This window comes from Luteibacter sp. UNC138MFCol5.1 (assembly GCF_900110505.1).
Lineage (GTDB): Bacteria > Pseudomonadota > Gammaproteobacteria > Xanthomonadales > Rhodanobacteraceae > Luteibacter.
Genome location: NZ_FODZ01000001.1, coordinates 162,755 through 178,210 on the forward strand (window position 1 = coordinate 162,755; position 15,456 = coordinate 178,210).

Here is a 15,456-nt window from a genome sequence, read left to right on the forward strand (position 1 = left end):
TGGATCATTCCGCGCGGCGCTTCGCCACGTCGGCCGGTGTCACTTCACCCTGCTTGCCGCCGAAATGACGGATCACGTAGTTCGCGAGCGCCGCCACCTCGGTGTCGCTATAGGCGTGGCCGAAGGCGGGCATGTAGACGTCGTTGTCGCCGATGCGCATCTTCACGCCTTCCAGGATGGCCTCGGTGACGTTCGCTCCCTTCGGATCGTTGACACCGCGGGTGCCCGCGAGCGCAGCGTATGCCGTCTGCTGTCCGGCACCGTTCCACTGGTGACAGCTCGCGCACGCGCCTTCGAACAGACGCAGACCTTCCGCGTCGGCCTTGCCGTCGTCGCCGCCCGGTGCCACGGCGCTGGACGCGACCATCGCCTTCGGTGCCGCGTCGACGACGATGGGATCGTCGCCTTCGCGCGCCGGCACCGTGCGCAGCCACGTCACCAATGCCGCCGTGTCTTCCGGCTTCCAGTGCTGCAGGCTGTACGCGATGGCCTCGCCCATCGGTCCATTCGCGGAAGCATGGCCCTCGGCGTGACCGGTACGCAGGTACTGGGTCAGCGCCTCGTCGCTCCACTTGCCGATGCCGTGCGTCGGATCGGAGGTGATGTTGTACGCGCGCCAGCCCTGCACGACCTCGCCCGCCAGCGCTTCGCCGTGCTTCAGCGCGAAGCCGAAGTTGCGTGGCGTGTGGCACTCGGCGCAATGCCCGAGCGGACCGCCGAGGTACGCACCCGCGTTCCATTCGGGCGACCGCGACGCGTCGGCCTGGAAGCGCTGGCTGCGGAAGAACGCCGCGTTCCAGAAGCCCATCGCCCAGCGCTGGTTGAACGGGAAGCCGAGTTCGTTCGGCTTCTCCGGCTGGTGCACCGGCGGCAGGCTGAACAGGTACGCCTTGATCGCCAGTACGTCGGCGCGGCTCAGCTGCGTGTACGCCGTGTACGGGAACGCGGGATACAGGTGCTTGCCGTCCTTGCGGATGCCTTCCCGCACGGCGCGCACGAACTCGTCGTCCGTCCACGTGCCGATGCCGGTTTCCTTGTCGGGCGTGATGTTCGACGAGTAGATCGTGCCGAACGGCAATTTGAACGCCAGACCGCCCGCGAACGGTTTGCCGCCATCGTGCGACGTGTGGCAGGCCACGCAGTCGGCCGCGGTGGTGAGGTATTCGCCGCGCGCGACCGGATCGGCGTTCGTGGGCGCGCCGGCCAGCACCGGCGCGGTGCCGTCGTCGGGATCGGTACGGTTGAGGAAGAAGTACGCGCCGACGCCGACCGCCAGCAGGACGACGACGATGATCAGGAAGCGCCTCATGCCACGTCCTCCTTCTCGCCGCCGACCGCCGCGACGCGCTTGAGCGCGTCGGGCGACGCGGCCAGCTGGGCCAGGGCCACCGGGAGCCGCCTCAGACGGATGCCGGTCGCGGCGAAAATCGCATTCGTCAGGGCGGGTGCGGCGATCGCCGTGCCCACTTCGCCGATACCTCCGGGTACCTCGTCGCTTTCGACGGAATACACCTCGAGTTCCGGCACCTCGTTGATGCGCAGGCTGCGGTAGTCGTGGAAGTTGCTCTGCTCGATCGCGCCGTTCTTCAGCGTGATGCCGTTGTACAACGCGGCGCCCAGGCCGAAGAGCAGGCCGCCCTGCATCTGCGCCTGCACGGAGCTGGGGTTGATGGTGATGCCGTTGTCGATCGCGACGACGGCCTTGCGCAGGCGCACCTGGCCTTGCTCCGTCACTTCGGCTTCGACGATCGCGCAGACGTGGCTTCCGAACGGCGAGCCGACGGCGATGCCGCGTCCGACACGGGCCGGGAGCGGCTGTCCGCCCCAGCCGATCTTCTCGGCGGCGAGGTTCATCACGCCGAGCGCGCGCGAGCCGGGCTTCATCAGCGACCGACGGTATTCGAGCGGGTCCTTGCCGGCGGCATGGGCGAGTTCGTCGACGAAGCTCTCGACCACGAACAGATTGTGCGTGGGGCCGACACCGCGCCACCAGCCGACGACGAGGCCGGGCGGCATCTCGTGGCGCACCCACTCCACGAGGACGTTGTCCATGTCGTATGGCAGGTCGGCGGCGGATTCGATCGCGTCGCTGTCCATGCCGTCCTTGCCCATCGCGCCCGGCGCCCAGCGCCCGAGCACCGTGCCGCTGGTGATGCGATGCTTCCACGATGTCGGCTTGCCATCGGCACCGAGCGTGGCCGAGATGCGGTCGAAGTAGAGCGGACGCACGCGATCGTGGCGGATGTCCTCCTCGCGGCTCCAGATCACCTTCAGCGGATAGCCCACCTGTCTGGCGAACGCGACCGCCTGTTCGACCTGGTCGGTTTCCAGGCGACGTCCGAAGCCGCCACCCAGGTAGGCCGCGTTAAGAACGACCCCCTCGGCCGGGATGCCGCAGATGCGCGCGGCTTCCGCGACGCAACGGGTCGGCACCTGCGTGCCCGTCCAGATCTCGCACTTGCCGGGCGTCACGTGCACCGTGGCGTTCAGCGGTTCCATCGGCGCGTGGGCGAGCATCGGCGAGATGTAGGAGGCTTCGATCAGCTTGCCATCGGCGGCGGCCTCACCCTTGGGCTTGCGGCCGATCAGCGCCGGACCGTTGCGTGAGCTTTCCTGCAGGGCGGCGATGAGCGTCTCCGTATCGAGGTTGGCGTTGACGCCATGTTTCCATTCGATATCGAGCGCATCGAGCCCGCGCTGCGCGAGCCAGAAATTGTCCGCGACGACGGCCACCGCGTTGTCGAGGCGCAGCACGTCGACGACGCCCGGGATGGCGCGGGCCTTCGCGTCGTCCACCTTGCCCAGCGTGCCGGCGAGTTCGGGACTCGTGATCACCGACGCCACCTTCATGCCCGGGATCTTCGCGTCGATGCCGAACTGCGTGCCGCCGTTGACCTTGTCCGGCGAATCGACGCGACGCATCGGCTTGCCGATGAGCATGAAATCCTTGCGCTGCTTGAGCGTGACCGTCGCCGGCTGGGGCAGCTTGCCGGCCGCCTCAGCCACCGCGCCGAAGCCCAGCGTGCGGCCCGACGGCACGTGCGTGATCACGCCGCGCGCGACCGAACAGCTGGTCGGATCGACGTGCCACTGGGCGGCGGCCGCGGCGACCAGCGTCTCGCGCGCCACGGCGCCCGCCTCGCGCAGCGCCTGCCACTGGCCGCGCGTGCTCGTCGAGCCGCCCGTGATCTGGCCGCCGCCGAGCAGCGGCTGTCCGTAGAGCGCGTCGCTCGGAGGCGAATGCTCGACACGGATCTGGTCGAGCCCGACGCCGAGTTCCTCGGCAAGCATCATGGAGATGCCGGTGTAGATCGCCTGGCCCATTTCCACCGCGGGCATCACGAGGCGAACGGCGCCATCGGCGTCGACGCGGACGAAGGCGTTGGGCGCAAAGGCAGGATTGCCGTCCGCCGCGGCGGCCGCGGCATCGGCCGCCTGGCGGCGCGGGCTCATCTGCGCGACGGCCGGTCCCATGCCGGCGGTCCAGAGGAAGGCCACGGCGAGGCCGCTTCCCGCCGCTCGCAGCGCGTTGCGCCGGCCCGCGTCGAACGCGTCGCCCTGATCCCGACGCGCGTTCATGCCGCGCTCCCGTCGACGACGACCTGCAGGCCGTGCTGCTGGCCGGTGGCCGCCTGCTTGATGGCTTCGCGGATGCGCACATAGGTGGCGCACCGGCAGATGTTGCCGGACATCGCCGTATCGATGTCGCGGTCGGTCGGGTTCGGCACGCGCGCGAGCAGCGCCGCGGCCGCCATGATCTGGCCGGACTGGCAGTAGCCGCACTGCACGACATCGACCGCGAGCCACGCCTGCTGCACCTTCGCGCCTTCCGGCGTCTGCCCGATGGCCTCGATCGTGGTGATCGCGCGGTCGCCGATCGCGGAGACGGGCAGCTGGCAGGACCGCACCGGCTGGTTGTCCAGGTGCACCGTGCAGGCACCGCACTGGGCGATGCCGCAGCCGAACTTGGTGCCCGTGAGCCCGATCACGTCCCGCAACACCCATAGCAGGGGCATGTCCGGCGGCACATCGACCTGGCGGTCCTCACCATTGACGCGCAACGTGACCATAAAGACTCCCCTGGGCTGGGCGGAACCGGGCGGCTCCGCTGGCGGATGAAACGAAAGGAAGCTTACGACGATCGCGTGACGTCCGGTTTTGCCTAACCCCGCGAATTTGGAAAAAACGACTGCCGTGTCCTTTTTAGTCGAAAACTCGACCGGATTCTCCGGAACCGCGTCGACGACAGGGACCGCTAAGGCATACCGACGAGCCGGTCGACTTCCGCCACGAACGCACGCAGGCGCGGCAGGTGGCGGAGATCGCGGTGGTAGCCCATCCACACGTCCCTTCCCGGCGGCTCGTCGCCGAGATCGATCCGGCGCAGCCCCGGCGTGACGTCGCCCAGCGCGACAGGCAGGATCGCGACGCCCAGACCGAGCGCGCAGGCGCGTGCCTGCGCTTCGCGACTGTTGCTGCGAAAGGCGAGCGGCGCATCGGGCAGGCGCTCGCGCAGCCAGGCCACGTCCGGCATGCCGCCGAAGGCCGTATCCATGGTGATCACCGCATCGGGCACGGCTGGCCCATCGACGGCGGCGTACGCTGCGTAGGCCACCCGCAGTAGCTTGCGTTGCGCGATGTCCGGCTCGTCGAACGGCGCGATGCGGAACACGAGGTCGGCTTCGCGACGTGCGAGGCTCAGGAGTCGCGCGTCGGTCACGAGCTCGACGACCACACCGGGATGTTTCTCGCGCAGGCGCGCGATGGCCTGGGTAAGGACATGCGCGCCGAACCAGTCGGACGACGACACCCTGAGCAGGCCCTCCACCGCGTCCCCCTGCCCGTTCGCTCGCCGAACGATGCCCAGGGCTTCCGACTCGATGCGCAGCGCATGCGCGAACACGTCGTGCCCCTCGTCCGTCAGCACGAAGCCTTCGCTGGTGCGCTGGAACAGCGTCTGCCCCAGCGCTTCTTCCAGGACCCGGATGCGACGGCCCATCGTCGGCTGGGTCTGGCCCAGCTCGCGCGCGGCCGCGCCGAGCGTGCCGCCGCGCGCGACGGCCAGGAAGATGCGGAGGTCGTTCCAGTCCATGTGCCGACTATGCATTTCTGCATGATAGGCGTGCAACTTCGGGCGTTCTCATGCGTATTCGCATGACCTACCTTGGATGCATCTTCTACCGGAAAACGTCCATGAATGCCTCGCCCCTAATGACCGCCCTTCGCCTCGAACACGCCGGCACGGCGCTCGTGCTCGCCAATCTTCCGGTACCGTGGCCCGGAGCGGGCGAGGTCCGGGTCCGCGTCGTCGCGGCGGGTCTCAATCCGCTGGACGCGAAGATTCGCGCCGGCCAGGCCGGGCACGCGAAACATCCGGCGCCCGCGGTCCTCGGTCTCGACATGGCCGGCATCGTCGATGCCGTGGGGACGGACGTCACCGGGTTCGCGCCGGGCGATCCCGTCTACGGACTGACGGGCGGCGTCGGCGGCATCCAGGGATCGCTCGCGCCATTCGCCGTGGTGGATGCCGCGCTGCTCGCGCACGCTCCCACCCACCTCCCGCTTGCCGATGCCGCCGCCCTGCCCCTCGGCTTCATCACCGCATGGGAAGGACTGGTGGACCGCGCCCATCTGGGCGCCGGCCAGACGCTCCTCGTCCACGGCGGCGCCGGCGGTGTGGGCAGCATGGCTGTGCAGCTCGGCGTGGCGCTGGGCGCGCGCGTCGTGGCGACGGGCAGCGCCGGCCAGGCCGACGTCATCACGGCGATGGGCGCCACCTTTTTCGATTACCGGGCCTCGTCGATCGAGTCGATCGTCGAGACCTGCACCGGTGGCGAGGGCTTCGACGTCGTGTACGACACGCTCGGCGGGGCGACGCTCGACGCGTCGTTCGTCGCCGCCCGACGCCATGGCGGCCACGTCGTCAGCAGCCTGGGCTGGGGCACGCATTCGCTCGCGCCGCTCTCGTTTCGCGCCGCCACCTATTCGGGCGTGTTCACCCTCGTGCCGTTGCTGACAGGAAACGGACGAGCGGCCCACGGCCGCATCATGGCCGAGGCCAAGCGACTGGCGGACGCGGGAAAGCTGCGACCCGTGCTGTCGGCACGGCGGTTCGCGCTGGCGGATGGAAATGCCGCCCTCGACCTGGTCGAGAGCGGCGACGCCGGCGGCAAGGTGATCGTGGAGATCGGCTGATCAGCGCAACGGGTGCGCTTCGACGCCCTCGTTCGTCAGCTTGACCGGAAGAATCCGGCCCTGCGCGTCGAACGACATGCGCTCGATCGACACCTGGCGATGGTTGCCGTTGGTGTCGCCGAGCGGGTGGCGATGATAGACGATGAACCAGCTGTCGTCCTTCGGGTCGTGGAACACCGAGTTGTGCCCGGCGCCCGTGGCGATCTTCGGGTCCTGTTCGAGGATCTTGCCGATGCGCTTGAACGGACCCATCGGCGAATCGCCGATGGCGTACGCCACCGAGTAGTCGGGGCCGGTCCAGCCGCCTTCCGACCACATGTAGTAGTACTTGCCGTTGCGCTTGAACATCAGCGAGCCTTCGACATACGCCTTGTCCGGCGTGATCTCCTTGTAGACCGTGCCGTCGGGAAGCGGCTCCAGCCCGGTGAAATCGGGTTTCAGCTTCACGATGTTCGCGTGCTTCCAGCCGCCGTAGATCATGTAGTACGTGCCGTCGTCGTCGCGGAACACGAACTGGTCGATGGGCTGCGCACCGTTATGGAACGCGTCGATGAGCGGCTTGCCGATGAGGTCGCGGAACGGGCCGGCCGGTTTGTCGGCCACGGCGACGCCGATGCCGCCGACTTCCTTGTCGCTCTGGATGTCGTTGGCCGCGAAGAAGAAATAGTACTTGCCGTCCTTCTCGACCACCGCGGGCGCCCACAGGGCTTTCTTCGCCCAGGGAATGTCCTTCATCGCGAGCACGTTCGCGTGCTTCGTCCAGTGCACGAGGTCGGGCGACGAGAACGCGTCGAAATGCACCTGCTCGGCGTATTTCAGCGAGGTCGTCGGATAGATCCAGTACGTATGGTCGAAGATCGCCGCTTCGGGGTCGGCGTACCAGCCCGGGAAGACGGGGTTGCCGGCGTGGCCCGGCGGCGGTGCCGCCGCGATCGCGGCGGTGGACAACGTCGCGGCGATCACCGCGCTCCCGAGCAGCTTGCGAATCCCCATCCGGTCGACCCCATCCGTTCGTGTGAACGTTCGATCCTAACGGGTCTGGACGTCCAAAAGCGAATCCTTGCGCGCTCCCACCTTGCGTCGCGGGTCGCGGCCGGTCAGAAGCGGTAACGCGCCTGCCCGACGATGCTGCGACGCGGGCCATAGAAGCAGTCGCCGCGGGCGAGGCAGGTGGCGCTGTAGACCTGGTCGGTGACGTTGGCCGCGTTCACCGAGAAGCGCCACGGACCCTGCGTGTAGGCCACCATGGCGTCGAACAGCGTCTTCTTCGGCACCTCGAGCGTGCCCGTCTCGTCGTAGTTCTTGCCGATGTACCTCGCGCCGATGCCGAAGCTGAAGCCATCGCTGTCCGCGTCGTTCACATGGTAGACGCCCCACACGGAACCCTGGTTCTTCGGCAGGCCGGCGACGATGCTGCCGTCGTCGGGTCGTGCCTTGGTCCAGGTGTAGGTGCCGATCATGTCGACGTGGTCGGCGATGCGCGTGGACGCCTCCAGTTCGACGCCACGTGTCTTCGCCTTGCCGGCCTGGATCTGGTTGAGCGGATTCTGAGGATCGGGCGCGAGGCGGTTTTCCTCGCGCAGGTCGAAGTACGTCGCCGTGACGAGCGTTGGCGAACCGACGGGCTGGTACTTCAGGCCGGCCTCGTACTGCTTGCCGCGCAGCGGCTCGTACGGACGGTTGTAGAAATCGAGGCTGTCGAGCGGCTGGAACGATTCCGTATAGCTGAGGTACGGCACCAGCCCGCTGTCGAAGCGGTACATGAGGCCGAAGCGCGAGGTCGTCGCGTTGTCGACCGAGCGGTCGTCGCCGGTCGTCAGCGTCGCGCGGTCGTGGCGCACGCCCACCGTGCCGATCCAGTGCTCGCCCCAGTTGATCTGATCCTGCACGTACAGGCCCGTCTGGCGCGTGCGGCTGGACGCGATCGGAGCCACGTCCGGCGGTGTGAAACCGTTGCGGTAGACGGGATCGTAGAGGTTGAACGGCACGTCGTCGAAACCGTAGCCCTGGCGGCTGTCGGTATGCGAGTAGCCGATGTCGAGCCCGACGAGCACGCGATGGTGCATCGAGGCCAGGTCGAAATCCGCCTGCGCGTGCGTGTCCGTGACGAAGCGCTTGTGCCGGTCGATCGAGATGTAGCTGTAGCGGTTGACGGTGCTCGCCGTGTCGTCGAGGAACGGGTAAGCGGGGTTCGAGTAGACGTCCGGATAGAGCGAGCGGTAGTTCACGTTGTCATGCGAGTAGCGCATGTTCTGCTCGAACTTCCACGTGTCGTTGAATCGGTGCTCGAACAGCGAGGTGAGCGACCGCTGGTCGGTGTCGTAGCGGTCGAAGCCCGGTTCGCTGACGAATCGCTGCGTCGGGATGCGGCCGTTCGGGTTGGGCAGCAGCGTGCCCGAGTGCGGCAGGAAGTTCAGCGACGTCCCGTTGTGGTCGAACTGGAGGTTCGCAAGCAGAGTCCATCGCGTGTCCTGGTCCGGCATCCAGGTGATCGACGGCGCGATGGCCTTCCGATCGTCGGGCACGTAGTCGATCTGCGAGTCGGAATCGCGATAGACGCCGATGAGGCGGTAGGCCCAGTGACCCGCGGTGTCGAGCGGGCCGGTGAAGTCGAACGCGACCTGCTTGCGGGCGTTGTTGCCCAACTGCGCATCGATCTCGTGGGATGCCGTGAACTGCGGGCGCTTCGAAGCGAGGGCGATGAGTCCGCCCGTGGTGCCCTGCCCGTACAGCACCGACGACGGGCCGCGGACGATCTCGATGCGGTCGATGAAGTACGGCTCGGTGCGGGCATACGAATAGCCGAACGCCTGGCGCAGGCCGTCGAGGTACTGCACGAACGACGTGCCGCGCAGGAACGCGTCGTCGCCGCGGCTGTCCACGCCGTACGCGTCGGCGCGCACACCGGCCGAGTAGCGCAGCGCGTCCTGGATGGTCAGCACGCCCTGGTCGAGCATCTGCGCGTTCGAGATGACCGAGATGGCCTGCGGCGTCTCGATGATCGGGGTGTCGGTCTTGGTCGCGCTGCTGGCGTCGGTGCGCGTGTAGCCGGCATCGACGCTGACCCCGCGCACGTCCACCGGGGCGAGCTGCACGGCCTTGTCGCCCCCCTGCTGCTGGGCGGAAGCCGTCTCCTGGGCGGAGGCGACGAGCGGGAGCGACGCGCTGGCAAGCAGCAACGGCAGAGTCTTCCTGCGGAGAAGCATGGCGTTTTCCTGGGGCTGGGGCAGCGGCGTGGCGCCCTTACGCCGCGCCGCCATTGCGAATGAATCTCATTTCATGATGCCCCAGAAGCATCGCCCCGCGCAATATTGCGAATAACTCGCATTTGCTTTTGCCCGTCGGGCTCGCTCTCGCCGTGCCCGCGCCGCAGCTATGCGACCAGCAGGTCCTCGTAGAACGCACCGATCGCTCGGTCCGGATGCGCGATCTGGATCTCCAGGATCCAGAGGCCCGGCACCGGTGTCGCGTCGAAGTCGCCGAGGTTGCCCGCCTTGTGCACGGCGTGCGGGTAATCGCCCACGCGGTGACCCTTCGTCGCGTGGTTGAGGCGCCAGCCCATCGCGCGCGCCTGGTCGTCGGCGAAGGCGTAGAGATCGGCGCCCGTCACGCCTTCGCGCCAGCGCCTTGCGGTGATGTCGAACAGGTCGCGCGCCGCCTGCGCGCATGCCTTCATCTGTGGGTCGTGGCCCGTCACGAAGGTGTCGCCGACGTCGCCCTCGTGGCCGTCGAACACCGGGCCTAGGTCGATGAAGAAGATATCGTCCTCGCCGAGTCGCGTGTCCGGCGCCGAACGCTGGCGGAACGTCTTCAGCGTGTTCGGTCCGAACCGGATGATGCTCGGGTGCCAGATGCGCTGCATGCCGGCGGCGGCGAGCCGGTCCTTCGCGATCTCGCCCGCTTCGGGCTCGGTCATGCCGGGAATAATGCGTGAGGCGATGGCGGCCAGCGCGGCCCATGAGCGTTCGCGCGCGGCGAGCATGCGCTCGTGGGAGAAGGAGGCACCGACGTTCTGGGCGGTCGAGGATGGCATGATTCAATCCCGTGGATGCCTCATGGTAACGGCGGTTACGGCGGGCTGCCCACCATCGCCAGCGCCGCGCGCCGGCCGCTTTCGAGGATCCGATCCGATAGTCGCGCGTCGCTCGTCGCGCGCGCCAGCTGCATCGTGCCGGCCATCAGGCCATAGAGCGACATCGCGCGGGACATCGCTTCGTCGGCCGGAAGGGCCGGCCACTGCGTGGCCGCGAGTTCCACGAACGCGAGCATCCCTTCGGTGTACGCGGTTCGCACATCGTCCGAATGCCGCGCGATTTCGGCGGCGAGCACCGTGGTGGGGCAGCCTCGGCCAGGGTTGTCCCGATGGCGGATGGAGAAATAGCTTTCGATCATCCCCTGCAACCCCTCGCCCGAGGCGATCCAGCGTCGCAGGTAGGCCACGCGTTCGTCCATCGCCGCGGTCACCGCTTCCCGCGCGAGATCTTCCTTGGAGGCGAAGTGGTTGTAGAACGCGCCGTTGGTGAGCCCCGACGCGGACATGAGCGACTTCACGCCCTCCGCTTCGATGCCGTGCTCCCGGAAACGCCGCGACGCCGTCTCGACGATGCGTTGCCGCGTCTGCTCCTTGTGCTCTTTGTCGTAACGCATGCCGGATCCTCTGTGGCGCAGGTCAGTGGGCGTCTGCGGAAGGCGCCTTCGGCGGCTGCACCTTGCGCATGAGCGGCACCATCACGGTGGCCACGATGAAGCAGAGCATGATCGCGTAGAACGCGTCGCTGTAGGTCATCGTCTGCGCCTCGCGGAACGTGAGTTGCCACAGCGACTTCAGCGCCGCCGTATAGGCGTCGGAGTCCGGCGCCAGACCGTCCAGCAACCGGTTCATCGGCTCGCTCGCGGGGGTGAGGTGTTCGGCCAGCCGGAAGAAGTGAAGGTTGGTACGGTCGTTGAGGATCGTCGCGCACGCCGCGATGCCCATGGCGCCGCCGAGATTGCGCATCAGGTTGAACAGGCCCGATGCCTGTTTCAATCGGGCCGGCGGCAGGCTGCCGAGCGTCAACGTCACGGTCGGCGCCACCGCGAACTGCTGGCCCATGCCTCGCAGCGCCTGTGGCAGCAGCAGCTGCGGTGCGCCCCAGTCGTGCGTGATCGGCGTGAACTCGAACATCGAGATCGTGAAAAGCAGCAACCCGAACATGAGCAACCAGCGCAGGTCGACGCGGTTTGCCAGCATCGAATACACCGGAATCGTGAGGATCTGGAAGATCCCGGTGGAAAGCACCGCCTTGCCGATCTGCAGCGCGCTGTAGCCCTCGACGCGCCCGAGGAAGAGCGGCGTCAGGTAGATCGTGCCGAACAGACCGATACCGGTGACGAACGAGAAGAAGCAACCCAGCGCGAAATTGCGTTCGCGCAGTGCGCGCAGGTCCACCACCGGGTGCGCGGCGGTGAGGCCGCGCCAGACGAACAGCAGCCCCGCGACCAGGCTCGTCCAGGCGGTGGCGCGGATGGTGTCGTCCTCGAGCCAGTTCCAGCGCGGCCCTTCTTCGAGGGTGTATTCGAGGCAGCCCAGGAAGATGGCGATGAGCGCGATGCCGGCCCAGTCGCCCGTCTTCAGCAACGAGAGGTCCGGATCGTCGATCTTCACCAGCATCGGCACGGCCACGGTGACGAACGCGCCCGGCACGAGGTTGATGAAGAACAGCCAGTGCCACGAATAGTTGTCGGTGATCCAGCCACCGAGCGTCGGGCCGAGCGTGGGCGCCAGCGAGGCGATCGCGCCGATGGTCGCCGCGGCGATCACGCGCTGCTTCCCCTCGAAGAACACGAAGGCCGTGGTGAACACCATCGGGATCATCGAGCCGCCGAGGAAGCCCTGCGCGGCACGGAACCAGATCATGCTCTGGATATCCCATGCCATGCCGCACAGCAGGCTGGTCAGCGTGAACCCCGCCGCCGACGCCGCGAAGAGCCAGCGGGTCGAGAAAACGCGGCTCAACCAGCCCGAGAGCGGGATGACCACGATCTCCGCGATGAGGTAGCTCGTCTGCACCCAGGCGGTGTCGTCGGCACCCGCCGAAAGGCCGCCACCGATGTCGCGCAGCGAAGCCGAAACGATCTGGATGTCGAGCAGCGCGATGAACATGCCCAGGCACATGGACGCGAAGGCGAAGATCTTCTGCCCCGGCGACAGGTGCGCGACGGGGCTCATGGCGCCCTGGTGTCGATGCGCGCCGTCACCGAAAGGCCCGGGCGGAGGAGGCCGAGGTCGCCATCGCTGCCGTCGAGCGTCACCCGGACGGGGACGCGCTGGACGATCTTGGTGAAGTTGCCGGTGGCGTTCTCCGGCGGCAGCACGCTGAACTGCGACCCGGTCGCGGGCGCGAGGCTGGTCACGTGGCCCTTGAGCACCTTGCCGGGCATGACGTCCGCGCGCACGTCGACACCCTGGCCGACGCGCATGTGGGCGAGCTGATCTTCCTTGAAGTTCGCATCGACCCAGAGCCCGTGCGAGGGCACGACGACGAGCACCTGGCTCCCGGCCGTGACGTAGCTGCCGACGCGCGCACGCCGGTTTCCCACCACGCCGTCGACCGGCGCGCGCATTTCGGTATACGACAGATTGAGTCGGGCGACGTCGGCCTCGGCCCGCGCCTGCGCCAGGGCCGCGAGCACCTGGCGTTTCTGGGTGTCGATCACGTCGAGCTGCTGCTGCGACGCATGCACCGCCGCGAGCGCGCGCTGCGTATCGGCACGCGCGGTCTGGAACGTGGCGGTCGCGCGCTGCGCGCTTTCCACGGACACGGCGGAACGCACGACGAGATCGCGATAGCGTTTGTCGTCCAGCTCGGAGCGTGTCGCCTCGGCCTGCGCCGCGTCGAGGCCCGCCCGTGCCTGGGCGATCTGGCTGTGCTGGAGGGTCACCGTCGCGTCGAGGTTGCGTAGCGCGGCCTCCTGAGCCGCCACCGCGGCGTCGGCCTTTTCCACGGCCGCGCGATAGTCGCGGTCGTCGAGCTTGACCAGCAGATCGCCCTTCTTCACATGCTGGTTGTCGGCGACAGCGATCGTCTGCACATAGCCGGACACCTTCGACCCGATGACCGTGATGTCGCCTCCGACGTACGCGTCGTCGGTGTCCTCGATGTGGCGCCCGGTGGTCCACCAGTGGCCGGCGTAGGACGCCACGGCCACGACGACCGCCGCCATGGCGATGATTTTCAACGGCTTTCTGCGCCCGGTGGCGGGGGCTGCGACTTCGGCGACGGTGGACACGGGGCACCTGGGGACAAGATGAATTACGATCATACTTTTATGGATGATGCGCGTCATTTCAAGTGCCTCGGCCGAGGGCGCCTGTGGAAAGCGGGTACGCGCTCAGCGCAGGTCGAGGAGCTGGCCGATGTCGCGCAGGGCCTTGAAGCGGCGGATCAGGTTCAGCGGCTTGCGTTTCAGCGTGCCGAATTCGCCGCGCTGGAACGCCGCCACGGCGTCGAGCACGCGCTCGCTGGAACGACCGTCGCGGTAGGGATGGATGTCGTCGCCGTGCGCGCGAATCGCCGCCATCAGTTCCGGTGGGTGCGACAGGGCGCGATCGATGGCGGCATCGACGTCGGCGGGTGTCGGGACGTCCAGCATGAAAGGCTGCGGCACGCGGTTGGCGATCGTCACGACCGGCTTGCCCATCACCGCGAATTCGTGGATCACGGACGAGGTATCGCATACCAGCACGTCGGCGGCCCGCTCCATCTCGACGAGCCGCTCGGACGTGAAGAAGCGCGCGTTCGGCGCTTCGAGTCCGCGGTACGCATCGAACAGCTCATCGGAGCACTTCGGATGGAGCGTGAGCAGCCACTGCCGGTCGCCCCGCGCGATCATCGCGCGCAGCGGTTCGACCATCGCCGGCGCGCTGCTGAGCCGGTGGCTGAAGGTGGACGCGTACATCACGATGGGACGGCCATCGCGTGCGGGCATGTCGCTTTCGGCGGGTGCCGGGCCGAACAGCGGATCGAGCTTCGGCCATCCGGTTTCGCGCACGGCGAAGTAACCGTGTTCGCGCGCCAGCTCGGCGAAGGGTGCCGTCGTCGACGGTCCCTGGGTGGCGTAGAGATCGAAGAAGCCGCGGATCGCGAAGTGGCCGCGGTCCGGTTCGCGCTTCTGCGCGTTGAACCCGTGGAACACCTGGACCTTGATGCCGGGCAGCGCCGGCGACACCCAGTTGGCGGCGCAATACACGGCCTCGGGTTTCATCGCGCGCGCGTCGCGCAGGCTGCGGATGCGGCGTTCGTCGGGCGTGAGGCTCGCCGCCATGGCGGCCGGCACCACCCAGCCCACGTCGATGCCTCGCGCACGCGCGGCCGCCGCGAGCGGACGCAGGATGGGCAGGGCGTAGGTTTCGGTGGCGAACATCAGGCACGCGGCCAAGGGCGGCACTCCGCGGTGGGTGACGTGGCATTATGACGGCTCGCTACCCCTTCTTCCGCATCCCGATGACCCGACGGCCCATTTCCCTCTGCGTGATCACCCAGAACGAGGCCGACCGCATCCGGGATTGCCTGCTTTCCGCCGCCCCGTTCTGCGACGACATGGTGGTGGTGGATGGTGGCTCGACCGACGACACCGTCGCCATCGCGGAGGCGGCGGGCGCGCGCGTCATCCATCGTCCCTTCGACGGCTTCCGCAGCCAGAAGGCGTTCGCCGTCGCGCAGGCGAAGAACGACTGGGTGCTCTGCCTCGACGCCGACGAGCGCGTCGGCGCGGACCTTCGTGCCGCGATCGAGCAGGTCGCCGATGCCGGTTTCGGAGCGGCGGGCTACCGCTTCCACCGGCGCAACGACTTCTTCGGTCGATTCATGCGCCACGGCAACGCCGGCGCGGACAAGGTGCTGCGTCTGTTCGATCGCCGCCAGGGCGGCTGGCGCGGGCCGCGCGAGATCCACGAATCGGTGAGTCTCGATGGTGACGTCCGCATGCTGCCGGGCTTCCTGGATCACTACCCGTACCGTTCGCTGTCCGAACTGATGGCCAAGCAGGAACGCTACGCGCACATGATGGCCACCGAGGAGTTCGCCGCCGGCAAGCGCGCGACGCTCGGCCAGATCGTCGTCAGCCCGATGTGGCGCTTCTTTCGCGGCTACGTGCTTCGCGCGGGCTTCCTCGACGGCTGGCGCGGCATCGTCTATGCGCTGCTACGCGTCGAGTACGTGCGCCGGAAGTACGTGAAGCTTTGGCTGTTGCAGCACGGCCAGAAGGCCTGACACCGCGCCG

13 protein-coding genes are annotated in these 15,456 nt (G+C 67.9%); 2 read left to right on the forward strand and 11 right to left on the reverse strand.

The genetic code is table 11. The annotated features are described in order from the left end of the window. Positions 1-4 precede the first annotated feature (4 nt). The 4 genes from BMY69_RS00750 to BMY69_RS00765 form a co-directional block, all read right to left on the reverse strand. Positions 5-1,309 carry a cytochrome c gene (locus tag BMY69_RS00750; protein ID WP_090058199.1) on the reverse strand — a complete coding sequence of 435 codons (1,305 nt, stop codon included), beginning with the start codon at positions 1,307-1,309 and terminating at the stop codon, positions 5-7. After that, positions 1,306-3,579 carry a xanthine dehydrogenase family protein molybdopterin-binding subunit gene (locus tag BMY69_RS00755; protein ID WP_090174979.1) on the reverse strand — a complete coding sequence of 758 codons (2,274 nt, stop codon included), beginning with the start codon at positions 3,577-3,579 and terminating at the stop codon, positions 1,306-1,308. Before BMY69_RS00755 ends, BMY69_RS00750 begins: the two co-directional genes overlap by 4 nt. Continuing rightward, a complete protein-coding gene (locus tag BMY69_RS00760) occupies positions 3,576-4,070 on the reverse strand; it encodes a (2Fe-2S)-binding protein (RefSeq protein ID WP_090174980.1) in 495 nt (164 codons plus the stop codon). Before BMY69_RS00760 ends, BMY69_RS00755 begins: the two co-directional genes overlap by 4 nt. A 185-nt stretch (positions 4,071-4,255) precedes the next feature. Next, a complete protein-coding gene (locus BMY69_RS00765; protein WP_218143102.1) occupies positions 4,256-5,092 on the reverse strand; it encodes a LysR family transcriptional regulator in 837 nt (278 codons plus the stop codon). Between the two features lie 101 nt (positions 5,093-5,193). Between BMY69_RS00765 and BMY69_RS00770 the strand changes: the two genes are divergently transcribed. Continuing rightward, entirely contained in the window at positions 5,194-6,195 is a 1,002-nt protein-coding gene (locus BMY69_RS00770; RefSeq protein ID WP_090174982.1) for a zinc-dependent alcohol dehydrogenase family protein, read from the forward strand. On the opposite strand, the gene BMY69_RS00775 is transcribed toward BMY69_RS00770, so the two are convergent. The 7 genes from BMY69_RS00775 to BMY69_RS00805 form a co-directional block, all read right to left on the reverse strand. Beyond that, positions 6,196-7,188, reverse strand: a complete 993-nt coding sequence (locus tag BMY69_RS00775) for a glycoside hydrolase family 43 protein (RefSeq protein WP_090058189.1) — start codon at positions 7,186-7,188, stop codon at positions 6,196-6,198. A gap of 104 nt (positions 7,189-7,292) precedes the next feature. Beyond that, positions 7,293-9,401 (reverse strand): TonB-dependent siderophore receptor, encoded by a 2,109-nt coding sequence (locus BMY69_RS00780; RefSeq protein WP_143070364.1) that lies wholly within the window; start codon positions 9,399-9,401, stop codon positions 7,293-7,295. A gap of 167 nt (positions 9,402-9,568) precedes the next feature. Then, entirely contained in the window at positions 9,569-10,228 is a 660-nt protein-coding gene (locus BMY69_RS00785) for a M24 family metallopeptidase (protein WP_090174984.1), read from the reverse strand. A gap of 35 nt (positions 10,229-10,263) precedes the next feature. Further along, on the reverse strand, positions 10,264-10,842 hold the full coding sequence (locus BMY69_RS00790; RefSeq protein WP_090174985.1) for a TetR/AcrR family transcriptional regulator: 579 nt from the start codon (positions 10,840-10,842) through the stop codon (positions 10,264-10,266). A gap of 22 nt (positions 10,843-10,864) precedes the next feature. After that, the gene (locus tag BMY69_RS00795; protein ID WP_090174986.1) at positions 10,865-12,403 is read right to left on the reverse strand and encodes a DHA2 family efflux MFS transporter permease subunit; all 1,539 of its coding nucleotides are present in this window, start codon (positions 12,401-12,403) and stop codon (positions 10,865-10,867) included. Next, positions 12,400-13,413 (reverse strand): HlyD family secretion protein, encoded by a 1,014-nt coding sequence (locus BMY69_RS00800; protein WP_255364427.1) that lies wholly within the window; start codon positions 13,411-13,413, stop codon positions 12,400-12,402. The genes BMY69_RS00795 and BMY69_RS00800 overlap by 4 nt, the downstream gene beginning before the upstream one ends. A 153-nt stretch (positions 13,414-13,566) precedes the next feature. Then, entirely contained in the window at positions 13,567-14,598 is a 1,032-nt protein-coding gene (locus tag BMY69_RS00805) for a CDP-glycerol glycerophosphotransferase family protein (RefSeq protein WP_090174987.1), read from the reverse strand. 47 nt (positions 14,599-14,645) lie between these two features. On the opposite strand from BMY69_RS00805, the gene BMY69_RS00810 reads away from it, so the two are divergent. Then, positions 14,646-15,446: a glycosyltransferase family 2 protein gene (locus BMY69_RS00810; protein ID WP_177191038.1), complete on the forward strand. Its 801-nt coding sequence runs from the start codon at positions 14,646-14,648 to the stop codon at positions 15,444-15,446. The last annotated feature ends 10 nt before the right edge of the window (positions 15,447-15,456 follow it).